Here is a 20,375-nt window from a genome sequence, read left to right as displayed (position 1 = left end):
ATTTTGTCTCGATAGAGTGGTACGTTTTATTTATCGTTGAAGGGGGCGGTTGCGTTACAGTTGCCGCATGACGAACCTCCTCATTGGCTATGCCCGCTGCTCCACCGACGCTCAGGATCTCGCCGCGCAGAGAGCGGCGCTGAAAATCCTTGGCGTCGACTCCGAGCGAATCTACACCGACCACGGGCTGACCGGACGCAACCGCGACCGGCCTGGGCTCGCCCAGGCGCTGGCCGCTGTGCGCTCGGGAGACACGCTGGTGGTGCCCAAACTCGACCGGCTGGCCCGTTCAGTGCCGGACGCGCGCGACATCGCCGACGGGCTAGCTGTGCGCGGGGTGCGGCTCGCATTAGGAAGCACGGTCTATGATCCAGACGATCCGATGGGACGGATGTTCTTCAACGTGCTGGCGACTTTCGCCGAATTCGAAGCGGACCTAATCCGGCTTCGCACCCGCGAGGGCATGGCGGTAGCCCGCGCCAAAGGGAAGCTGAGAGGCAAGAAGCCAAAGCTTACCGGCCGGCAGGCGGCTGAGCTGACCAAGATGCACACGACTGGTGAGTATTCGATCTCTGACTTGGCCGAGCTTTTCTCCGTCTCTCGTCCAACCATCTACCGCACCCTGGCACGGCAGGGGTCGAAACGTTGATGCTGAGGGTCTCCGGTCCTGCCCTTCGTGGTCATTTCTACCGGCGAAAGCCAAGAGGTCGCCTGGGAGCAAACAGCCGTTCGCTGAGGACGGCTAATCTTGTGGGTGATTTGGAAAACCTGCGATCCTCGGTAGGAAGCTGCTGAACGAATAGTGATATTGAGCGTCGAAAGTCGTCGTTTGGGTGTTTCGACATTTCCTCCCTGAGCGCCGTAAAAGTTATTGTGTAACAATGTCTTAAATGTAAGTCTCGCATCCTGAGTTGCTCCCAGCATGAGGCGGGGAATGGTGTGGGCGCTGCATGGAGTTATGGAGGCTATGTTGGGTAAGGAAGTAACAGATAGAGAACGGCGGAGATGTTGGCGGTCGTATGTCGCTCTTGATCGCAGGTAGAAACTGTTGAAGTGTTGATTCAAAATTAAACTATGAGCGTAGCACGCCTTAGTTCAGGCAGGTTCCAGCAAGAAAAATGTTAATAGCAGAACAACTTGAAAGTTTCGTAGGCAATTTCGAAAGCCTATCAAGTCGAATACGACACTTGTCATATGACACCGATGAACTCGGCGAACGCATTGATGTCCGCTGTAGTTATATAGCATTCAAAGATGGGAAGCAGACGTTCGACGAATTTCTTGAGGTCTTGTACCATCAAATTGTATCGTTCTGCTTGCCGCGATCTGAGATCGTACCCGTTCATGCAAGAATGAAAAAAGCACTCGCAGAAAATAATCCGGTTTTAGTCAATCAGATTTCGACCCAATTACACGAGCGCGCTCGTAGTCTCTTCATAAAAGCGAAGAAGGGCAGCCACAGGTCAGGAGAAGCTGGCGAAATTTTGCTTTTCGTTTTGGTCGAATGGCTGCTTGGGGCGCCTCAGATCGTATCCAAAATGTATCTTAAAACTAACAATAACATGCCGGTACACGGAACTGACGGAATTCATGCAAAGTTCGATGAAGACACGAAAAAATTACTTCTCTACTGGGGGGAGTCCAAGGCGCACAACTCGCTAGGAAACGCCTTCGCTAGCGCGATGAACTCGATCAAAGACTTCATGGATGGGGGCGGCCAGGAGTTCGAAATTCCAATCGTGTCAAGCTTCTCCGATTTCAACACCGCAACCGTAGAGGCCAAGCAGGCCTTCATTAACTATCTTGACCCCTACAGCGAGGACTACAATCAGTGCGTCACTGTCTTTGCGTGTTTGCTGGTTTTTGATTTTCCAACCAACAACAGTGAGCAGGAGTTCACCAATGCCGTGAACGAGGCCACCCAAAAATTTCTAAAATCTCTCCCCGGAAAGATTCAAGATCGCGGCATGGGAGAGCTTAGGTTTGAGTTCTTTCTTGTTCCAGTTCCCTCGGCTCAAGATTTTCGAGACAAGTTTCAGAGCAGAATAGGTTGGCCAAATGATTGAAGAGCTGGCAGAGCGGATCTGGTCCAACCCGAGGTTTCAGCAAGATACAAGCAATCTCAGAAATCGTCTATTCTCAGAGATGTTTGGATTTGAAGAGCCTAATGGCGAGGACGGTGAGCTCAATTTGATGCTTCGTCGTCTGACTTCCAGCGCGCTGACGCTGGCGTGCTCGGAGCGGCCCGAGTTGCGCAAGCGCGCGTACGAAATCGCGACTGGGATATCCGAGTACGCATCGGATTCACATCCAGGATCAATATATGCCCTTTTGCTGGCACTGGGTCGTCTAGGGAACTTTCCGGCGATGGAATTCGCGAAACGGCGTTACGAGGCCAGTGAATTCTCTTTGCCGCAAAGAACAATTGCGGAGAATTCAATCCGTCGACAGCAAAACTCCGTAACGTTGGGCGCTCAGGATTTCTCATTAACAGATTTTCAGGTCGCACTATGGAACAAGCTAAGTTCCCAGAAAACTATCGGGATATCCGCGCCGACATCTGCCGGCAAGTCGTTCGTTTTGCAGTTCTATGCAAGAAAACTCTTCGAAGAGAAGCGGATATCTCACGCATCAATTTTGGTTCCCTCTCGAGCGTTGATCACTCAGGTCTCCGAAGATGTTTCGTCGTGGCTAGTAAATTCTGGTCTTGATGTTGAGCTGATTACAACTCCCATCCCGTCGGAAGGGAAGTTGCCCGCAAAGGCTGTATTTGTCGTTACTCAAGAGCGAATGCAACTCTTATTGTCCGCCCATCCAAGTCTCTCTCCTGAGCTTCTTGTGGTCGATGAAGCGCAAAACCTTGGGGATGGACCGCGCGGGGTCTTGCTTTCCGCAGTCATCGAAGAGAGTTTGAGGAGTGTCAGTTAGTATTTGCTGGGCCAAACCTATCTGCCCCAGAAAAGCTTGCTCATGGGTTTGCACGGCTGGCCATTCCAGTTTCGACCGATGAGCCGACGGTAACCCAGAACATCTTCTTTCTGAATACAGGCCACATTCCTCAAAATAGCGCCAAAGTGTCTTTTTGGAGTGATGGGCAACCCATTGAGCTTGGCACGGTTGAGTGCGATCAGCCTCTTCTGGATCACAAATCAAAGTTAGTGAATTTGGGTCTGCGTTTAGGCAGTGCCGGCCAAAGCCTTTTCTATGCATATGGCCCAAGTGAGTGTGAGGAGATCGCTTTTGGGCTGAGTGATGTTGAGGAAAGAACGCCGACAGCTGCCCAAGAAGAGCTTTCGAAGTTCATAAAGGAAGCCGTACATCCAGACTTTCAGTTGGCGTCGTTCGTACGACAGGGCGTTGGATACCACTATGGCCGCCTTCCATCCTTGGTGCGCAAGGCCATTGAAGATGCATTTAGCGAAGGCAGTTTGAACTATCTTGTGACTACCAGTACATTGCTGCAGGGAGTGAATCTGCCGGCTCGAAACCTCTTCCTCCATAATCCGCGAAAAGGTGAAGCTCCAATATCATCAGTTGATTTTTGGAATCTCGCAGGACGTGCTGGTCGCTTGGGAAAAGAGTTCTCAGGCAATATCTTCCTTATTGATTACGGGTCCTGGGAGTCTGACCCTTTATCAGGTTCTAGTGATCGGGATGTTGAGCCAACACTCTTATCGCATTTGGTTAGTCAAGCTGACGGTTTGATCGAGTACATTAGAGACAGGGACCGCGTGCCCGACCCTCGAGTACAGGACGAGTATGAAAATACATTCGTGAAGCTTGTGCAGGACCAGATGAGAGGTCGGTTAAGTGATGCTTTGTCTAGGGCTGGGCTGGATGAAGGCAGCCGGACGAAGATTGAGTTAGAAAATTCCATAGCACAGGCGCTCGATTCAGTGGAGTTGGACGAAAGGACAATTTCTTCTGCGCCCACGGTTTCCATCTACAGGCAGCAATCTCTGCTCGATAGATTGGAAAAAAGCCTCAAGTCCAAAGGGCCTGACTATGTTATCCCCAAACACCCAAGAGACCCAAACGCATACCATAGCTACATTGCCGTTCTGCAACGGTGTCATCAGGAAATTCTTAAGTTACCCAAGAAAGACAAGTCGGCAATATACTTCACCCAGCTTATTCGGCGCTGGATGCGCGGGGATCCTTTGCCAATGATTATTGATGCCAACCTGAAGTACAATCAGGATAACGGAATTAAATCCAACACAGCGACAGTTATCAGGAAGACTCTAACGGAGATTGAGAATGATGTTAGATTCAAGTATGTGAGGTTGTTTTCTTGCTATAATGCAGTGCTCGAGTTTGCGCTGCGAAAACATGGCTATGAGGACAGCATTAAATCGATACCTGCAATTCCGCTTTACCTAGAAATGGGTGCCAGTTCTGTATCGATGATGAGCTTTATCGGATTAGGATTGTCGCGCTTTACTTCGACTCAGCTTCAAAGATTGGCTCGAAGGGGGGATATGTCTCAAGAGGAGGCGCGGCTGTGGGTAAGGCGTCAAAATGTGGATGCTCTTGATATACCTTCAGCTTCCGCAAGGGAAATTAGGCGGCTTTTTCAGGCCGCCTAAGGCGTCGTTTTAGGGTTACGTACCGCTTATGACCTGTTCTTTGTGGTATCTACTTGTATCCGTTTACTCTTTTGAGCCTTGACTATCCTAATAGTCATTGGCGCTGCATCTAACAATGAGAGGCCATCGACGGGTGGACCGGTAGAGATATGTATTATACTCAAATTCCCGGCAAAACGGTGCTGGCAAACCGGCGTTGGCGGCCTCGTTGTGGGCCGATCTGGGTGACCGCTGTGGCGGAGCTGTGGAGCAACATGACCGAAGCTGCATAATGAAGTCAAAAGGGGTCGAGGACCTCAAGCCGTAGAAAGCCGGAGAGAGCGCTTAACTTGTCTTGTTCAGCAGTTTCGGTGCAGCACCTGAAGATGACGGTCAATTGGCCAGTTGGTGACCGACAAAGTCGGCGCGTTTTGCAATGTCGGTGCGCGGCAACTCCGTGAGTTGGTACCCGAGCGCGGTATAGGTCTCGCGCATGACGGCACAGGTCGCCTCGGCTTCGGCGCGGGTCTGCTTGCGTTCGGTGTCCTGCGTGAAGATCTCATCCCAGAACGGCGCTAGGAAGACGCGGGCGTTGTAGCAGGCTGCCTTGGCTGCTGCGGCGACGTGGGGCGGCACGGGGAGGCCGCAGAGGGTCAGGTAGCCCATTATGTCGGGAATGCCCCGGTCGAAGATCACGGGGCCTGAGAGCGCCTGAGCGTCCTCGTAGGCGCGGAGGTCGCGTTCAAGCATCCGTTCGGCATAGGCCATGCGGTCCGCCCAGAGGAGGGCGTCTTCGCCGCTCTGCATCTCCTCGCGGATGATGGCGCGACCGGATTCGGGGATTGTGTGAAAGCCGCGGCGGGCGAGCTCGGTGATGAGGCTGGTCTTGCCCGCACCGGGACCGCCCGTCACGACGAAGAAATGGTCGCTCATGGGCCACCCTCGGGTTTGACAGGGGAAGGACTGCGCAGCGATCGACACGCCGAAAGGTGCGGATCAAGGCAGCATGGATTTGTTCAAGAAAAACAGCACCGGTCTGCGCGGTAGAGGCAAATCCCCTGACGAAAAAGGCAGAACTATCTGGTGCTTTTCAACGCCGATGCGAGCTGCCCTTGCGAGATCGAACCTCCGAGCTCTCGCTCACCATGCAATCGCTCAACCAGCTGGTCCGAGATGCCACCCGTTCAACTGGTCTACAGAAGCTCGTTTCCATGTTCGACATCCGCCCAATGCTTGTTAACCGGCATACGGGCTGCCCGCTTTGCTATTTCTCCAATCTGGATCGGTCGAAAATCCCACTGGTCGACACCGACATTTATGCTGTTTCGTGAGCCTGCCCATTGGTCGTGAACGTGGCCGAACAGCTGCAGGGCACCTCTGCGTGCGCCGTTCCAAGTGATCATCGGATAATGGCACAGGACGAGGCTGTGATCGCCGTCCTGGATCTCGGCCATGTACTCGGCGCTTGCCCATGGAAGAGAGATGACCGCTTCATCGTCGTGGTTGCCGATGATCAGATGCTTGCGACCAGGAAGGCTGTGAAACCAGCTCTCGAACTGTGCAGTATCATCAGCGCGGCCAAAGGCGAAATCTCCCAAAATCCAGAGATCATCATCGTGGGCGACGCGGGCCTGGAAGTTGGCGATCAGGGCCGCGTTCATCTCCGCGGTTGAGGCGAAGGGACGCGTGCAGAAGTCGATGATGCGGTGGTGGCCGAAGTGCAGGTCAGCCGAATACCAGTTGGCCATACCTGTGCCCTCCGTGTTCGTCAGACCTCAGTCTAGGGACGAGATCACACCGGCGCAAATGCCTGTTAGTTCAGAAGGATTCTCGACGGTGAGACGTTCGGAATGTCAGCAGATGCCAGTCTTGCCCGGGCAAGATGCAAAGTAGAACCGGATAGGTTCCAATCTTCGGCGAACGTCACACTGGGAGGAAATGGCTGGGGTGGTAGGATTCGAACCTACGGTGCGCGGTACCAAAAACCGGTGCCTTACCACTTGGCTACACCCCAACGTGGGGGGCTAATTAGTCCGTCCCCGCGCTGGGCGCAACCCTTTTTCGACAAAAAAACTGTCATCGGGAAAAGATTTTTCCGCAGCTCAGGTCGGCGTTCGATGCTGGAATGATTTTATAGAAAAACGCCCCGAAAAATGATCCGGGGCGTTCCTGTTTGATGGCTTGAGATCTGTTCGAAGCGGATCAGGCGGAAACCTGTTCGCGGAGAACGGCGGCGGTCAGAGAGGCCACTAGGTAGATGCCGGAAAAGACCAGAAGCGCCAGCAAAGTGTTCTCGAACTTGCGTGGGTAGGTTGCCTCATCCGGAGCCACGGGGGGCGAGGAGAGGGACAGATAACGCACTTGGCGGTTTGCCTCTGTCCGGGACGCTTCCAATGCTTGAATGGCCTGTGCGACCATGGTTTGGCGCGTGGCCAGATCGACCTCCGCCATACGCTGTTCCGCCGTGATCCGGGCCAGAGAGCTTGTTCCGTTGTTTGCATCCGTCAGCTGATTGCGCAGTTCGGTGATGATGCCCTCAAGGCGGCGAATGTCGCCACGGGTTCCGTCTACACGCGCTTGGTTCGGGTTCGTGTTGTCGAGCAGCTGCTGCAGAGACAGTTTCTTCTGTTGCAGCTGGGTTTCGAAGGCCGCGACTTGCGACATGATCGCGCCGGTTTCCGCATCGGGTGAGATGATGCCGAGTTGCTCTTGCAGTTCGACGACCTTTTCCTGTGCCGCCTGCATTTTGGCTTCGGCGTTTTCAAGGCTTTCCCGAGCGCCTTTCATCTGATCCTCACGCATGCGCTGGGTCAGATGATCGACCTGCTCTTCGGCGTATTTCACCAGAAGGTCCGAGAATTCTTGCGAAGTTTGCGGATCGGCTGCCACCACTTCCAGTTTCAGCAGACCCTCGGTCGGATCATAGCCGACGCTCACGCGGTCCTGATAGACCTTGTAGGCGGCTTCATTGGACGGGTTTTCCGGCAGGCGTTGCAGCGGGTCGATGGCGTCAGAAGAGAAATGCGCCTTGAAGCCGGCATCGGCGTCGAGACGCAGCATCGCGTTGCGCGAGGTGAGATAATCCTGAACCGCAATCGAATCCTGCGACGAGCCGAGAGAGGTGCCTTGCAGCAGGCTGCCGAACCCGCCCGAGCTGGATGCAGCTTCGGATTGCTGGATGATGAAGGTGGATTGGGTCGCGTACATCGGCGTTGCGATGGTGTAGAAATAGATGCCGGCCAGAAGGGTCGGGATGCCGATAAAGACCATAAGTCGCGCGGCCAGAAGCAGCATTTTGCGTTGGCGGCGTTTCGCGATGTCCTGTTGAATGCGCGAGATTTCGTCTTCGCGGCTCAGGCGTTCAAGAATGTCCTTGGACGGCAGTTTGCTATTGTGGTCCACGGTCTTGGGCAGTTTGGGGCCGTCGGTTGTGGTCAGGGCGTTCGAGCTTTCTTTGTCCGTCGTCACCATGTCGAGCATGGTGCTGCGTTGGAACGGGTCGATGCCCTGTTTGCGCAAGAGGCGTACGGCGTCGAAATCTGAGGTTGCTGCGATCCCATGTTTTTGGGCGACGCGGCGCGCCATGCGGAGTTGGCGGCCGGTCAGACCTTCGCGGCGGATGGCATCAATCTCTGCGTCAATCGAGGCCTCATCAGCGGGGGTGACTTCGCCGCTCATGCCGCCGGACACCTTCTTGGTCTGACCCGAGCTGAGAGACTGGGCCACGGTGCCTTTCGACAGTCTGCGCGATGCGGGGCCTTTGGGGGCGGTTTGATCTGCCGCAGCAGATCCGGGGAAGGGGACATCGCCGAACCCGTCGTCGGCAGCGCTATTGTCGAACAATTTATCGTCGGCGGTGCCGGGTTCGATCACGACACCTTCGGCTGGCTTGTTCGCCTCTGCCTGCTGCGCCGCACGAGGTGTCCGACGCACACGGAATTTCTGGGCTTTAACCTTCGTAGTCATAAAGTGCCTTGGCCTCTTCCAGAGTGTCGAACATATAGAGCCTGCCGTTTCTGAGGACGGCGGCAGAGCGACAGAATTTTTCAAGGGTCTCCGCCTGGTGGGAGACCACAACAATCGTTGTACGTTCAAGGCGTTCGCGCAAAATGCTCCCGGCCTTGCGATTGAAGTTCACATCCGCAGCGGCGGGCATCCCCTCGTCGATCAGATAGATATCAAAATCGAGCGCGAGCAAAAGCGCAAAGGACAAGCGAGAGCGCATGCCTGAGGAATATTTTGACACGGGCATGTCGAAATATTCGTCGAGATCGCAAAGCCAGCGGCAGAAGGCCTCGACGTAATCGGGGTCCAGATCGTAAAGCTGCGCTATGAAACGCACGTTTTCCCGAGCCGTATGTTTGCCGATAAGACCGCCCATGAAACCGAGAGGGAAGGAGACGCGGCAGCCGCGCCTAATCTCGCCCTCGTCAGGTTTTTCCAGACCGGACATCATGTTGATGATGGTGGTCTTGCCGGTGCCGTTCGGTGCGAGAATGCCGAGAGAATTGCCAAGCTCGACACGGAAAGAGGCGCGGTCAAGGATCACCTTGCGCTGCTTCCCGGTCCAGAAGGACTTGCTGACATTGTCAAATTCGAGCATCTGCTCCCCGCCTCGATATGTCCTCGGCTGCCCGGTTTCGCCGGGCTTATTGTGAGGCCGTTCTATATGTATATTTCGGCCATATTATGTCGTCTTGGGATGGGAAATCCATCTCTGATCGCCGGAATGTGGCCGGATTCAGGCCGAGTTTGAAGATTTCGGCCTCAATTTGGAAACGTGACTGAGAAGACGACAGGCTTTCAGGTGTATTGTTTCTTCACACGGCACAGTTTTCCGGCGACGATTGAGATGATCGCAGCGGCAAAGGAGAACACGGCCCCCATTTTTGCTGCGTCCTGAATTGGCGTGTCGCCGAGCATGGCTTGGGAGTCGAACGCAACCGATGCGATGAAGAGCGATACGGTGAAACCGATCGCGGAGATGCAGCCAATGACCAGCAGGTCGATGGTTCTCATGCCTGCCGGAAGGCCGAGGCGAAGCACATGTGCCGCCAGTGCCCCCATGATTAGAATGCCCGCCGGTTTGCCAATGAGAAGGCCGGCCAGCACCAGCCATGTCGGCTCGCCAATGGCGTTGAATTCGACGCCTGCATTGAGCAATCCGAAGAAGAACAGGATAACTTCTACCGGGGCTTTGAGCTTGTGTTCGATGTCGTTGAGCAAATCATGCAAATGCTGTTCGGCTTCCGAGAAGATGCCGAAAGCTCGGTCAGCATGCGGGATTGTTGGAACGATTGGCAACAATCCGAGAGCCGGGTGAATCCCGGCGCGCATAAAGCCGTACCAAGAGATGCAGGCTGCGATCAGATAGGGCCAGAACCCGAGATGCTTGCGGATCCAGGTCGAGTTCGGGCGCGTTTGATTGTGGCGGTCAAGGGTGCGGGGCAGCCAGTTGACGAGCAGGAAGACCACAAGAGCGGCTGCGAGAGACAGAAGCAGCCATTGCATGGCCAATTCGCCGGTGGGGTAGAAGATCGCGAGGATCACAAGACCGGCGGCGTCATCGGCAATCGCCAGCAACAGCAGGAAGCGAACGGCCGGATGGCCCGCGCCGAAAACGAGGCGTCCAACGAGATAGGAAAACGCGATGTCGGTCGCGGTCGGGACGGCCCAACCGTTTTTGACGGCGTCATAGGTGTCCGAGCCCAACATTAATGCAAGCCCGAGATAGACGACGATCGGCCCGAGCATACCGCCCGCCGTGGCGATGAGCGGGGTTGCGGCTTTCTTGCCGCGCAGGGAGCCGTTTTTCAGGATCACAGCTTCCCAGACTTCTTTCGCCGCCACGGCAAAGAAGAACGCCATAAGCACGTCGTTGAACAGGTAGTGCAGGGTCAGAGTGCGATGCGCATGCCCGTGATCATCGACATGCAGATGGCCGATGAAGAAATCTTCAGCGAGCGGGATGTGGACAAAATGGTGGTAAGAGGCGGCATCCGTATTGGCCCAGATCAGCGCAATAATCGTACCGGAGATCAAAAGCAGGGAATAATTTGTGACGAAATCCCAAATTTTATACATGCTTTGCATCCTTCGAACGGTCGAGTTGACCTATTCGGGAGTAGTCCAACTGGGACAGTAGGGCAAGCGCGGCAAGGGGGAGCAATGCCCCCCCTGTGTCCATTTCACGCAGCTGTGTTTAGAAAACGGACCAAATGACCCCGGCCAAAACCGCGCCCAGCAAAGCAAAGCCGATATAGGCTGCAAAGACGCGTGGTTTGACTAGGGCCCAGACGGCAACCGCAGCCGGAATACAGGAAATGCCGCCCGCGATCATGAAGGACATGGCAGCGCCTTCGGCCATGCCTTGAGAGATTAGCCCGGACATCAGTGGCACGGCGGCGAAGCCGTTGAGATAGGCCGGAGCGCCGACCAGAGCGCCGATCAGGATCGGGCGCAGCCCGTCTCCGCCCATCACAGACGCGATCATGTCTGCGGGGAGGTAGGAGAGCATCACGCTTTCCAGCACATAGGCGACGAGCATCCATTTGCCGAGGAACATCAGGTTCTTCAGGAAGCTGGATTTGAACGTGCCGATTCGACCTTCTTCGCGCCAGAACGCCCAAACCGGCTTGCCGCGCAGACCCGAGGTGGCGCAGCTGGAGGGTTTGGTGAATGCCTTGAGCGGATCGGCAAAAAGGGCGGTTCCACCGAGCAGTTTGACGCCGAAGCCGCCGAGCAGGCCGATGCCGACAGCCGCGATGGTTTTGGCGATGGCGAAATCCAAGCCGAGTTCGCCTGAGGTGACGAAGAACATCGCCGGATCCATCAGGGGGGAGGCGAGCCAGAAGGCCATGACAGCAGAGAGCGGCACACCAACCGCGAGGGATGCGGCGATGAAGGGGATGACCTGACAGGAGCAGAAAGGAGAGATGCCGCCGACGATGGCCGCCACCATGATCATCTGCACCTCGCGCCCTTCAAAGGCGCGGGACAAGAGGGTTTCCGCGCCCGAGGCCTGCACATAGGCGGTCGCGAGGATGGCGAACAGGAGGAAGGGTGCGGCGCGCCACAATGCGGCGATTGTGAATTCGAAGGTCGGCAGCAGGTTCGCCGTGTCGAACACGGCAACCGCGATCAGCACCAGAGCGGAGAGCAACAAGGCCTTGTCGGTCTTCTTCCAAAGCGAGGGCTGGCGCGGCGGGGTCTGTGTGAGATCAGTCATGACGATGCTCCGGGGATTGATCTTCGTGGCAATGGGCCTCTGGGGTGCAGTTGTCTTCGCCACAATCGGCGCAGCATTCGGACAAAAGCGCAGAGACCAGTGTGTCCAACTCGCGGTAATCGGCGGCGATGCAGATCACGGAGCGGCCGTGTTTTTCCTGCTTGGCGAGCTTCGTGGCGGCCAGCGTTTTCATGTGGTGGGTCAGGGTCGCGCCGGTGATGCCGGTGCGCGCGCCCAATTCACCGATGGTCAGCCCCTTCGGCCCAGCACGGACCAAGGCGCGGAGAACGAGCAGGCGCTGCTCGGAGCCGAGAGCGGCAAAGGTGCTTGCGGCTTCTGCCAGTGAAATGTCGTCAAAATGTAGAATACTCATGTGCCACTCCTGTGATTCATTTTTATATTTCTAAAAATATCAAAATAAGTCAAGTGGCGCTTTCGGACGTGGTGGGCTAGAACCTCTGCCATGAGCCTAGTTCAAGACATTTCCGGTTGCCGCCTCTGTGTGGAGCGCTTTGCCGCGACGGCGACGCATCATGCGCCCCGCCCGGTGGTCTGGTTCCGGCCTTCTGCGCGCATCTTGATCGCGGGGCAGGCGCCGGGCGCGCGGGTGCATGAGAGCGGACGTCCCTTCACCGACCCGTCGGGAGATCGGTTGCGGCAATGGCTGGGGCTGGATGAGCCGACATTTTACGACCGTGACCGGATTGCCATCGTGCCAATGGGCTTTTGTTTTCCCGGCTATGATGCGAAAGGCTCCGATATCCCGCCGCCTGCGCTGTGTCGCGAGACGTGGCATGACAAGGTGATGGAAGAGCTTGGAAATCTGGACCTGATCCTGCCTGTGGGACTGCATGCGGTTCGGTATCACACCGGTTTCAAAGGCAGTTTGACGGACGCCGTGAAAGACTGGCGCGCCTATGGGCCGCGCATCATCCCCTTGCCTCATCCATCCTGGCGCAATACGGCTTGGCTGAAGAAGAACCCGTGGTTCGAAGTCGAGCTTCTGCCGGACTTGCGCGCCCGTGTCCAAGAGCTGTTGTGAGAAATGCTATGACCGAACAAACGCCCGTTGATCTTGCCCATGCCGCCATGCAGGCCGCGCCGGAGGACGACAATGCGCGCCTGCGCTTCTTTGAACGGGTGGCCGATGGCGAGTGGTTCCTGTTGCTGGAAGAGGAACATGACGGGGAGGGGCCGATCACGCCGCGTGTGTTCCCGGTCGAAGAGAACAGCTTTGTTCTGGCATTCGACCGTGAGCAGCGTTTGGCGGAGTTCGCGGGGCACGCCCCCTATGCGGCGATGTCGGGGCGGGTACTGGCTGAAATGCTTGCGGGGTCGGGATACGGGCTTGGTCTGAACCTTTCTGTCGCGCCGTCCGAAATGCTTCTGCCCGGCGAGGCGGTCGATTGGCTGCACGCGACGCTCGGAAACGCGCCGACGGAAACCCACGGCAAAGCCGAAGAGGTGTTCCCGCCTGCGGGGCTTCCGGAACTCCTGATCACGGCGCTGGATGCGAAACTTGCGCTTGCGGCGGGGCTGGCGAAGCTGTGCTATCTGTCCGGGGTCAAATACGAAGACGGTGTGCGCTCGCACCTCATTGCATTCGTGGATCAAATTCCCGGATCTGAGACGGTTCTTGCAAAGCTCGTCTCCGAGGCGCTGATCTTTTCCGGGATCGAGGCCGGGGCGCTCGATGTGGCGTTTTTCAAATCTTCCGAGCCGGTCTGTGCTTCTCTGGCGCGCTTCGGACTTCGGTTTGATTTGCCGGAGCCGGAGCCGCTTGAAACCAACGGACCTTCCGCGCCGGGGATGGACCCGAACGCGCCGCCGATCCTGCGGTGATCTGAGTATTTATAGCACAAAGGATAGGGGGTCAGTACCCTGCGGCCCGGTCCACAAGATGCAGGAACGGCTCACCCGCTTCGCCGCGCCGGATGTTCTCTGCGATGACCTCGGAAGCCGTTGCCGGGCGGGTTTCCGCGGCGATGTGTGGCGTGACCGTGACATTGGGGTGAGACCAATAGGGATGGTCCACGGGCAGGGGTTCGATGCGGAAGACATCAAGGGTGGCATGACCCACCTGACGGCTTTCCAATGCAGCCAGCAAAGCATCGTCATCAATCAATGTGCCGCGCCCCGGATTGACGATCATCGCGCCTTTCGGAAGGGCGTTCAGCGTGTCGGCATTGAGTATGCCTTGCGTCTGAGCTGTGTCGGGCAAAAGCAGGACGAGGATTTCGGCTGTGCTCAAGGCCTGCTGCAATCCGTCCGGGCCAGACAGGCAGGTGAGACCGGCGATCTCTTTCGGACGGCGTGACCAGCCGGTGACATCGAAGCCCAACTGCGCGAGCGCCTTGGCACAGGTCTGGCCCAATTCGCCGAGTCCCAGCACGGTGACCTTGCGATCGCGTGCAAGAGGCGGCGTGGTTTTATCCCAGTTGCCGCCGAGACCGTGGATGTGGCGGTCCATGCCGAGGTGATACCGCATCACATGACCGACCACATAGTCGCGCATGCCAAGCGCGAGACCGTCGTCCACCATACGGCACAGCGGTTGCGTCAGGGTCGGGTTCGGCGAGATTTTCTCGACCCCGGCCCAGAGGCTCAGCACCGCTTTCGCATTGGTGAAAGGGCTAAAGTCGCTCAGGTGATCGTTCGGGGCATAGACGATGTAATCGACCGTCGCCGGATCCGCGTCGCGGGTCAGGACCGCGTCGATCCCTGCGTGCGCCAACACCTGAGGCAGCACTTTTTCATAGGCGGGCCAAATTCGATCAGGAGCGGAAAACAGCAGGGTCAGGGCCATTCGGTCTCTCTATCTTTTGCCACGCGGGCGATGGATATGGGCGGATTGTACGATCCCGAATGCGGCGAGCAGCACAAGCATCGCCGAGCCACCATAGGACACCAGCGGCAAGGGAACGCCCACAACGGGCATCAAGCCCATGACCATCGACATATTCACCGCGAAGAAGAAGAAGAAGGTCGCGGCAATGCCGATGGTGACCAGCGCGCCGAAGCGGTCTTTGTTGTTCATTGCGGAGATCAGGCAGAAGATGATGATCCCGGCGTAAAGCGCGAGCAAAGAAAAACCGCCGATGAAGCCGAATTCTTCTGCCAGAGTGGTGAAGATGAAGTCGGTGTGCTTTTCCGGGAGGAAGTTGAGGCGGCTTTGTGTGCCCTGCATAAAGCCGCGCCCAGTCCAACCGCCTGAGCCGAGGGCGATCTTCGCCTGCGTGATGTGATAGCCCGCGCCCAAAGGGTCGGTGGAGGGATCGAGGAACGTATCGATCCGGCGATACTGGTAGTCTTTGAGCAATTGCCACGGGGTGCCGCGAGACATGAAGACGGCGCTCACGAGCCCCGCGAAGATGGCGATCACCGCGCCGAAATACCACCAGCTGACGCCTGCCGCGAACATGACGATGGCCCCGCCTGCGACCAAAAGGATCGAGGTGCCGAGGTCAGGTTGTTTGAGCACGAGAAAGGTCGGCACGAGGATCAGAATGACCGGAATAAGCACCCAGAGCGGGCGCGAGACTTTCTCCATCGGCAGCCAGTCATAATAGGCGGCCAAGAGCATTACGAGGGCGATCTTCATCAACTCGGAGGGCTGGAGCTTTATGACGCCCAAGTCGATCCAGCGTTGGGCACCCATGCCGACATGGCCGAAAAACTCCACGAAGATCAGCAGCATAAAGGATGCGAGATAGGCGACGCCTGCGATGTTTCGCCAGAACCAGATCGGCACCATGGCGATCATGAACATCACCACCATGCCGAGCGCGAAGCGTTTCATCTGCGGTTCTGCCCAAGGTTGGAACGAGCCGCCCGCGTTGGAATAGAGCATCAGAAAGCCGACAGAGGCGACGGCGGAGAGCAGCAGAACCAGCGCCCAGTTGAGATAGAGTACTTTCGACAGTCCGGTGGGGACCGTCTTCAGGTTGCTTTCGAGATAGCTCATGCTTGGCTCCTCTCGTCGTCGCCGTCTTGCTCCGTGCCGATCAGGGGCAGGGCGCGGAAGCGCTCGCGGATCGTGTTCTGTTGCGAGGACGGATAGGCGCTCAGCGGTGGAACCGCGCCATAGAGAGAGAACAGCATGATGTCGCGGGCAATCGGCGCTGCGACAGAGGAGCCGCCACCGCCGTGTTCGACCACGACGGAGACCGCATAGCGCGGATTGTCAAACGGCGCGAAGGCGACGAAGAGCGCGTGGTCGCGTTCTTCCCAAGGCACTTCCTTGTTGTTCACGACGGTCGAGCGCACCTGCGAAGTGCCGGTTTTGCCCGCCATGCGCAGGCTTTCATCGGCGATGCGGGAGGCATAGGCCGTGCCACGGTTGTTGTTGGAGACCTCGAACATGCCTTGGCGCACCGCGCGTAGCATGTTTTCGTTCAACTCAAGTGACGCGCCGCCCAAGACCGGCTGCTCGACGCCATTGATGGATTTCACGACGCGTGGAATGATCTCGCGATTGGTCGCCACACGCGCGGTCATCACGGCGAGCTGCAAGGGGGTGGCGAGCACGTAGCCCTGACCGATCGATGCGTTGAGACTGTCGCCGACGACCCATTCCGCGCCGCGTTTCGCGAGTTTCCATTCCTTGTCTGGCATCAGCCCGGAATTGACCCCCGACAGGGGCAGATCATAGGCCTGTCCGAGCCCGAGCTTGCGGCCCATCGCGGCGATGTTGTCGATCCCGGTGCGCTGGGCCATCTCATAATAATAGACGTCGCAGGAGTGTTGCAGCGATCCGACGAGGTTCAGATTGCCGTGGCCTGCGCGTTTCCAGCAATGGAACCGACGTCCGCCGACCTCGACATGACCGAGGCAGCGAACGGTTTCACTGGGCGTGACGTCGCCATTTTCCAGAGCCGCCATCGCCGTGACGATTTTGAAGGTGGAACCGGGCGGGTAGGAGCCTTGCACAGACTTCGCGGGCAGGGGGCGGTGATCGTTTTCCAAAAGTGCGCTGTAATCGGCGGAAGAGATGCCGCGCACGAACAGGTTCGGATCAAATGCAGGGGTGGAGGCGGCGGCGATCAGATCGCCGGTCTCGACATCGATCACCACGGCGGCGGCGCTTTCGCCACCGAGACGCGCGTGGATGAAATTCTGGACCTTGTGATCGACCGTCAGCTGGATGTTGTGGCCGGGCTGGCCTTCTTGGCGGTCAAGCTCGCGAATGATCCGCCCATAGGCGTTCTGCTCAACGCGGCGCAGCCCGGCTTTGCCTTTGAGTTCGTCTTCAAGCTTGGCCTCGACCCCGAATTTCCCGAGTTGGAATTTCGGGATTTTGTAGAGCGGATCGACCGTCTCCATCTTCGAGATGTCATAGCTCGACACCGGGCCGACATAGCCGACGAGATGCGCGAAATCTTCATGCAGCGGGTAGTAGCGGGACAGGCCGACCTCGGGCGTCACGCCGGGCAGGGCGGGGCCGTTGGCGGAGACCAGAGAGAAATCTTCCCAACTCAGGCGGTCGGCGATGATCACCGGGGCGGAGGGGCCGGCATCCTTGAGTTCCTTGCGCACGCGGGCCTGATCTTCTGCGGTGATGCCGATCAGCTCTTCGAGCTTCATCAAGACGGCATCCAACTCGGCGGCATCTTCTTTGCGGATCACGACGCGGAAGGTCTGTTCGTTTTCGGCCAGAACGGCGCCATTGCGGTCATAGATCAAACCGCGCGCCGGGGCCAAAAGGGAATCCCGGATGCGGTTCTCTTCGGCGAGAAGCCGGAATTCATCGGCCTGATCGACCTGCATGTAACGCATGCGCAGCCCGAGAACGCCCATGAAGGCAAGCTGAGAGCCGCCAAGAAACAGGGCGCGGCGGGTGATTTTGCGGCTGGAGGTGGCCGTTTCTGTCGGAGTGCGTTTCATCGTGCATACCTCATGTCATCGGCCTCAGCGGGGCTGATCTTGGTGATGCCGAGCACGTAGTGTGAGAAGATCACCACGAAAGGATAGCTCAGAAGCGTGGACAATTGTCCCATGAGTGCGAGGCCAAGGGAGGTCTGGTCCACCATGAAAATCACGAGGGTCAGGCGATAGAGCACGCCCATCGCGAGCATGACGCCGGCGACCATCATCCATTCCACGGCAAAAGGCATATCGCGCGATGTGGCTTCACGGCGGCGCAGGAATTCGAATGCCAGAACGCTGAGCAGGGTCCAGAGGCCGGGCGGGCGCAGGAAGATGAAATCGGCGATCAGCATGACCGGGGCGAAGAGAAATACCGGCACGTAATCCGGGCGACGCAGCACCCATGCGAAGGTGACGGACAGGATCAGATCGGGGCCGGGCCAATGCCCTGAGCCGACCTTGAGGGGCAGAAGATAGAAAAAAGCCGACAGGAAGGCGATGAGCAGAAAGCCCAGACGGAAGGAAATGGCGCGGACGGTGCGAGGATCAACCATCGCCCGCCTCCGAGGCTGCGGGTGTTTCCACTGCGCTGACCGGATGCCCTTCGCCTTCGGGAATGATCAACTCGCCGGGGTCGGTGATTTTTTCGCTCTCATGGGTGCGCAGGACACGCAGATAATCAAGGCGTTCGTAATCGGCGGCAAGGATGACCCGCAAACGCCGGTCCGGGCCTTTGGCGACTTGACCGATGAGCAATCCGGGCGGGAAGACCCCGCCATCGCCGGAGGAAATCACCCGATCACCGGGGCGCACAAGCTCCGGTGTTTCGATGAAATCGAGCGAGGGGCGGATCGAGTTGTCGCCCGACAGGATCGCGCGTTGGCCGGAGGGTTGGATCGTGACCGGAAGGCGCGAGTTGCTGTCGGTCAGAAGGATCACGCGGGCGGTGTTTTGGCCGACGCCGGAAATCCGTCCGACAAGACCGATCCCATCCATCGTGGCCCATCCGTCCATGATGCCGTCACGAGCGCCGACGTTCAAAAGCACGGATTGGCGGAACGGGGAGCCGCTGTCGGCCATGACGATCCCGGTGACATATGTATATCGCGGATCAAGGCGCACGTTGTTGAGATCAAGCAGCTTGGCGTTCTTCTGTTCCAGCTGAAGCGCGGCCTCTTTCCAGGCCTGCATCTGCCGCAGCTCGTTGCGAAGCTCTTGGTTCTGGTCATAAAGCCGCTGGTAGCTTTGGAAGTTCTCGACCATGCCGATGGTCTTTGTGACCGGCACCAAAGCCCATTCCATTGAGGGGACGACCTTGTCCACCAGATTGGCGCGCAGCCGTTCAACGCGCGGGCTGTCGATGCGCCAGAGGATGAACAATCCGGTGAGGCACAACAGCATGATCCCGATCAGCAGACGCCGAATCGGGCGGACATAAGTATCCGCATTGCCCTTGTCTCTGGCCAAGATGTCCTCTCAGGCAACCAATTTGCGCCGCGGGCGGCACAAGGTCTCAGGTGTCGTAATCAATAACGTGCCGGAGTTGCTTTTCATATTCCAGCGCTTTGCCGGTGCCCAAAGCCACACAATTGAGTGACTCGTCAGCGACCGAGATCGCGAGGCCGGTTTGCTCGCGCAGGGCAAGGTCCAGCTCGCCGAGAAGCGCGCCGCCGCCGGTGAGCATGACGCCACGGTCGACGATGTCGGCGGCGAGATCGGGCGGGGTGGTTTCCAGAGCTTGCATCACCGCTTCGCAGATTTGCTGAACGGGTTCTGCCAGAGCTTCGGCAACCTGTGCCTGATTGATCTCGATTTCCTTCGGTACACCGTTCAGAAGATCGCGGCCACGGATCGTGAGCACGGCACCGCGCCCGTCGTCGGGCATGCGGGCGGTGCCGATGGTGGTCTTGATGCGCTCTGCTGTGCCTTCGCCGATCAGAAGGTTCTGCTGGCGACGGAGATAGGCGATGATTGCCTCGTCCATACGGTCGCCACCGACGCGCACGGAGCGCGCATAAACGATGTCACCCAGAGACAAAACGGCCACCTCGGTGGTGCCGCCGCCGATGTCCACGACCATGTTGCCGGTCGGGTCGGTGATCGGCATGCCTGCGCCAATGGCGGCAGCAATGGGTTCGGCGATCAGACCGGCTTTGCGGGCGCCTGCGGAGAGCACGGATTGGCGGATCGCGCGTTTCTCGACGGGGGTCGCGCCTTGCGGCACGCAGACGATGATTTTCGGCTTGGAGAAGGTCGTGCGCTTGTGAACCTTGCGGATGAAGTGCTTGATCATCTCTTCGGCGGTGTCGAAATCGGCGATCACACCTTCGCGCATCGGGCGGATGGCCTGAATGGAACCGGGGGTCTTGCCGAGCATGTGCTTGGCGTCTTCACCAACGGCGAGCACCTGTTTGCGCCCGTCTTTGACATGATAGGCCACCACGGACGGTTCGTTGAGAATGATCCCCTTGCCCTTGACATAGACCAGCGTGTTCGCCGTGCCCAAGTCGATTGCCATATCCGAGGAGAAGATACTCGAAAGTCCCACCATAATGTTCCTGATTTCTTGCGCTGCGCCGAAGGGAGAGAATCCCCATATCGGCAGACTTATAGGGGGCCAGAGGCCGCTGGGAAAGGGGGGCGAGGCAGGGGGCGTGGCGAAGACCCGCTCACAAACTGGTGTTGCCCGTAAAAAAGGCGCCCCGAAGGAGCGC

19 protein-coding genes and 1 tRNA gene are annotated in these 20,375 nt (G+C 57.7%); 6 read left to right on the top strand and 14 right to left on the bottom strand.

Features of this window, described 5'->3' with window-relative positions; translation table 11 throughout:
* The first annotated feature begins 67 nt into the window (after positions 1-67).
* The 4 genes from ACYBHZ_RS01185 (at position 68) to ACYBHZ_RS01170 (ending at position 4,589) form a co-directional block, all read left to right on the top strand.
* Entirely contained in the window at positions 68-649 is a 582-nt protein-coding gene (locus ACYBHZ_RS01185) for a recombinase family protein (RefSeq protein ID WP_460272352.1), read from the top strand.
* A gap of 538 nt (positions 650-1,187) precedes the next feature.
* Complete coding sequence (locus ACYBHZ_RS01180; RefSeq protein ID WP_460272351.1) at positions 1,188-2,066, top strand: HamA C-terminal domain-containing protein; 879 nt, start codon at positions 1,188-1,190, stop codon at positions 2,064-2,066.
* Positions 2,059-2,928 carry a DEAD/DEAH box helicase gene (locus ACYBHZ_RS01175; RefSeq protein ID WP_460272350.1) on the top strand — a complete coding sequence of 290 codons (870 nt, stop codon included), beginning with the start codon at positions 2,059-2,061 and terminating at the stop codon, positions 2,926-2,928. Before ACYBHZ_RS01180 ends, ACYBHZ_RS01175 begins: the two co-directional genes overlap by 8 nt.
* Before the next feature lie 146 nt (positions 2,929-3,074).
* Positions 3,075-4,589, top strand: a complete 1,515-nt coding sequence (locus ACYBHZ_RS01170; protein ID WP_460272349.1) for a helicase-related protein — start codon at positions 3,075-3,077, stop codon at positions 4,587-4,589.
* A 372-nt stretch (positions 4,590-4,961) separates the two neighbouring features.
* On the opposite strand, the gene ACYBHZ_RS01165 is transcribed toward ACYBHZ_RS01170, so the two are convergent.
* From ACYBHZ_RS01165 to ACYBHZ_RS01130, 8 genes are all read right to left on the bottom strand, one after another.
* Positions 4,962-5,501 carry an AAA family ATPase gene (locus ACYBHZ_RS01165; RefSeq protein WP_460272348.1) on the bottom strand — a complete coding sequence of 180 codons (540 nt, stop codon included), beginning with the start codon at positions 5,499-5,501 and terminating at the stop codon, positions 4,962-4,964.
* Between the two features lie 260 nt (positions 5,502-5,761).
* Complete coding sequence (locus ACYBHZ_RS01160; RefSeq protein ID WP_460272347.1) at positions 5,762-6,316, bottom strand: metallophosphoesterase; 555 nt, start codon at positions 6,314-6,316, stop codon at positions 5,762-5,764.
* A gap of 191 nt (positions 6,317-6,507) precedes the next feature.
* Positions 6,508-6,582: transfer RNA gene (locus ACYBHZ_RS01155), tRNA-Gln, on the bottom strand.
* A gap of 188 nt (positions 6,583-6,770) precedes the next feature.
* Positions 6,771-8,534: a capsule biosynthesis protein gene (locus ACYBHZ_RS01150; RefSeq protein ID WP_460272346.1), complete on the bottom strand. Its 1,764-nt coding sequence runs from the start codon at positions 8,532-8,534 to the stop codon at positions 6,771-6,773.
* On the bottom strand, positions 8,518-9,171 hold the full coding sequence (locus ACYBHZ_RS01145; protein WP_460272345.1) for an ABC transporter ATP-binding protein: 654 nt from the start codon (positions 9,169-9,171) through the stop codon (positions 8,518-8,520). Before ACYBHZ_RS01145 ends, ACYBHZ_RS01150 begins: the two co-directional genes overlap by 17 nt.
* A 200-nt stretch (positions 9,172-9,371) precedes the next feature.
* Entirely contained in the window at positions 9,372-10,652 is a 1,281-nt protein-coding gene (locus ACYBHZ_RS01140; RefSeq protein WP_460272344.1) for a Na+/H+ antiporter NhaA, read from the bottom strand.
* A gap of 118 nt (positions 10,653-10,770) precedes the next feature.
* Positions 10,771-11,796 (bottom strand): permease, encoded by a 1,026-nt coding sequence (locus tag ACYBHZ_RS01135; protein ID WP_460272343.1) that lies wholly within the window; start codon positions 11,794-11,796, stop codon positions 10,771-10,773.
* Positions 11,789-12,169 (bottom strand): ArsR/SmtB family transcription factor, encoded by a 381-nt coding sequence (locus tag ACYBHZ_RS01130; RefSeq protein ID WP_460272342.1) that lies wholly within the window; start codon positions 12,167-12,169, stop codon positions 11,789-11,791. The genes ACYBHZ_RS01135 and ACYBHZ_RS01130 overlap by 8 nt, the downstream gene beginning before the upstream one ends.
* Before the next feature lie 90 nt (positions 12,170-12,259).
* Between ACYBHZ_RS01130 and ACYBHZ_RS01125 the strand changes: the two genes are divergently transcribed.
* Both ACYBHZ_RS01125 and ACYBHZ_RS01120 read left to right on the top strand, forming a co-directional pair.
* Positions 12,260-12,838 carry a uracil-DNA glycosylase family protein gene (locus tag ACYBHZ_RS01125; protein WP_460272341.1) on the top strand — a complete coding sequence of 193 codons (579 nt, stop codon included), beginning with the start codon at positions 12,260-12,262 and terminating at the stop codon, positions 12,836-12,838.
* Between the two features lie 8 nt (positions 12,839-12,846).
* Entirely contained in the window at positions 12,847-13,638 is a 792-nt protein-coding gene (locus tag ACYBHZ_RS01120) for an SseB family protein (protein ID WP_460272340.1), read from the top strand.
* A 31-nt stretch (positions 13,639-13,669) separates the two neighbouring features.
* On the opposite strand, the gene ACYBHZ_RS01115 is transcribed toward ACYBHZ_RS01120, so the two are convergent.
* From ACYBHZ_RS01115 to ACYBHZ_RS01090, 6 genes are read right to left on the bottom strand one after another with little or no spacing between them, the layout of a single operon-like run.
* Entirely contained in the window at positions 13,670-14,602 is a 933-nt protein-coding gene (locus ACYBHZ_RS01115) for a 2-hydroxyacid dehydrogenase (protein ID WP_460272339.1), read from the bottom strand.
* A gap of 9 nt (positions 14,603-14,611) precedes the next feature.
* Positions 14,612-15,760, bottom strand: a complete 1,149-nt coding sequence (gene rodA, locus ACYBHZ_RS01110; protein ID WP_460272338.1) for a rod shape-determining protein RodA — start codon at positions 15,758-15,760, stop codon at positions 14,612-14,614.
* A complete protein-coding gene (gene mrdA, locus ACYBHZ_RS01105) occupies positions 15,757-17,679 on the bottom strand; it encodes a penicillin-binding protein 2 (RefSeq protein ID WP_460272337.1) in 1,923 nt (640 codons plus the stop codon). Before mrdA ends, rodA begins: the two co-directional genes overlap by 4 nt.
* Positions 17,676-18,215: a rod shape-determining protein MreD gene (locus ACYBHZ_RS01100; RefSeq protein WP_460272336.1), complete on the bottom strand. Its 540-nt coding sequence runs from the start codon at positions 18,213-18,215 to the stop codon at positions 17,676-17,678. Before ACYBHZ_RS01100 ends, mrdA begins: the two co-directional genes overlap by 4 nt.
* The gene (gene mreC / locus ACYBHZ_RS01095; protein ID WP_460272335.1) at positions 18,208-19,128 is read right to left on the bottom strand and encodes a rod shape-determining protein MreC; all 921 of its coding nucleotides are present in this window, start codon (positions 19,126-19,128) and stop codon (positions 18,208-18,210) included. The genes ACYBHZ_RS01100 and mreC overlap by 8 nt, the downstream gene beginning before the upstream one ends.
* 46 nt (positions 19,129-19,174) lie before the next feature.
* Complete coding sequence (locus ACYBHZ_RS01090) at positions 19,175-20,212, bottom strand: rod shape-determining protein (protein ID WP_460272334.1); 1,038 nt, start codon at positions 20,210-20,212, stop codon at positions 19,175-19,177.
* Between the last annotated feature and the right edge of the window lie 163 nt (positions 20,213-20,375).

This window comes from Celeribacter sp. ULVN23_4 (assembly GCF_054788345.1).
This window is presented reverse-complemented; position numbering and strand designations above follow the sequence as displayed.

Bases quoted from the DNA above. Each gene is read 5' to 3' on its own strand.
- ACYBHZ_RS01185 (WP_460272352.1), top strand. From the start codon at position 68: ATGACGAACCTCCTCATTGGCTATGCCCGCTGCTCCACCGACGCTCAG.
- ACYBHZ_RS01175 (WP_460272350.1), top strand. From the start codon at position 2,059: ATGATTGAAGAGCTGGCAGAGCGGATCTGGTCCAACCCGAGGTTTCAG.
- ACYBHZ_RS01165 (WP_460272348.1), bottom strand. From the start codon at position 5,501: ATGAGCGACCATTTCTTCGTCGTGACGGGCGGTCCCGGTGCGGGCAAG.
- ACYBHZ_RS01160 (WP_460272347.1), bottom strand. From the start codon at position 6,316: ATGGCCAACTGGTATTCGGCTGACCTGCACTTCGGCCACCACCGCATC.
- ACYBHZ_RS01150 (WP_460272346.1), bottom strand. From the start codon at position 8,534: ATGACTACGAAGGTTAAAGCCCAGAAATTCCGTGTGCGTCGGACACCT.
- ACYBHZ_RS01145 (WP_460272345.1), bottom strand. From the start codon at position 9,171: ATGCTCGAATTTGACAATGTCAGCAAGTCCTTCTGGACCGGGAAGCAG.
- ACYBHZ_RS01140 (WP_460272344.1), bottom strand. From the start codon at position 10,652: ATGTATAAAATTTGGGATTTCGTCACAAATTATTCCCTGCTTTTGATC.
- ACYBHZ_RS01135 (WP_460272343.1), bottom strand. From the start codon at position 11,796: ATGACTGATCTCACACAGACCCCGCCGCGCCAGCCCTCGCTTTGGAAG.
- ACYBHZ_RS01130 (WP_460272342.1), bottom strand. From the start codon at position 12,169: ATGAGTATTCTACATTTTGACGACATTTCACTGGCAGAAGCCGCAAGC.
- ACYBHZ_RS01125 (WP_460272341.1), top strand. From the start codon at position 12,260: ATGAGCCTAGTTCAAGACATTTCCGGTTGCCGCCTCTGTGTGGAGCGC.
- ACYBHZ_RS01120 (WP_460272340.1), top strand. From the start codon at position 12,847: ATGACCGAACAAACGCCCGTTGATCTTGCCCATGCCGCCATGCAGGCC.
- ACYBHZ_RS01115 (WP_460272339.1), bottom strand. From the start codon at position 14,602: ATGGCCCTGACCCTGCTGTTTTCCGCTCCTGATCGAATTTGGCCCGCC.
- rodA (WP_460272338.1), bottom strand. From the start codon at position 15,760: ATGAGCTATCTCGAAAGCAACCTGAAGACGGTCCCCACCGGACTGTCG.
- mrdA (WP_460272337.1), bottom strand. From the start codon at position 17,679: ATGAAACGCACTCCGACAGAAACGGCCACCTCCAGCCGCAAAATCACC.
- ACYBHZ_RS01100 (WP_460272336.1), bottom strand. From the start codon at position 18,215: ATGGTTGATCCTCGCACCGTCCGCGCCATTTCCTTCCGTCTGGGCTTT.
- ACYBHZ_RS01090 (WP_460272334.1), bottom strand. From the start codon at position 20,212: ATGGTGGGACTTTCGAGTATCTTCTCCTCGGATATGGCAATCGACTTG.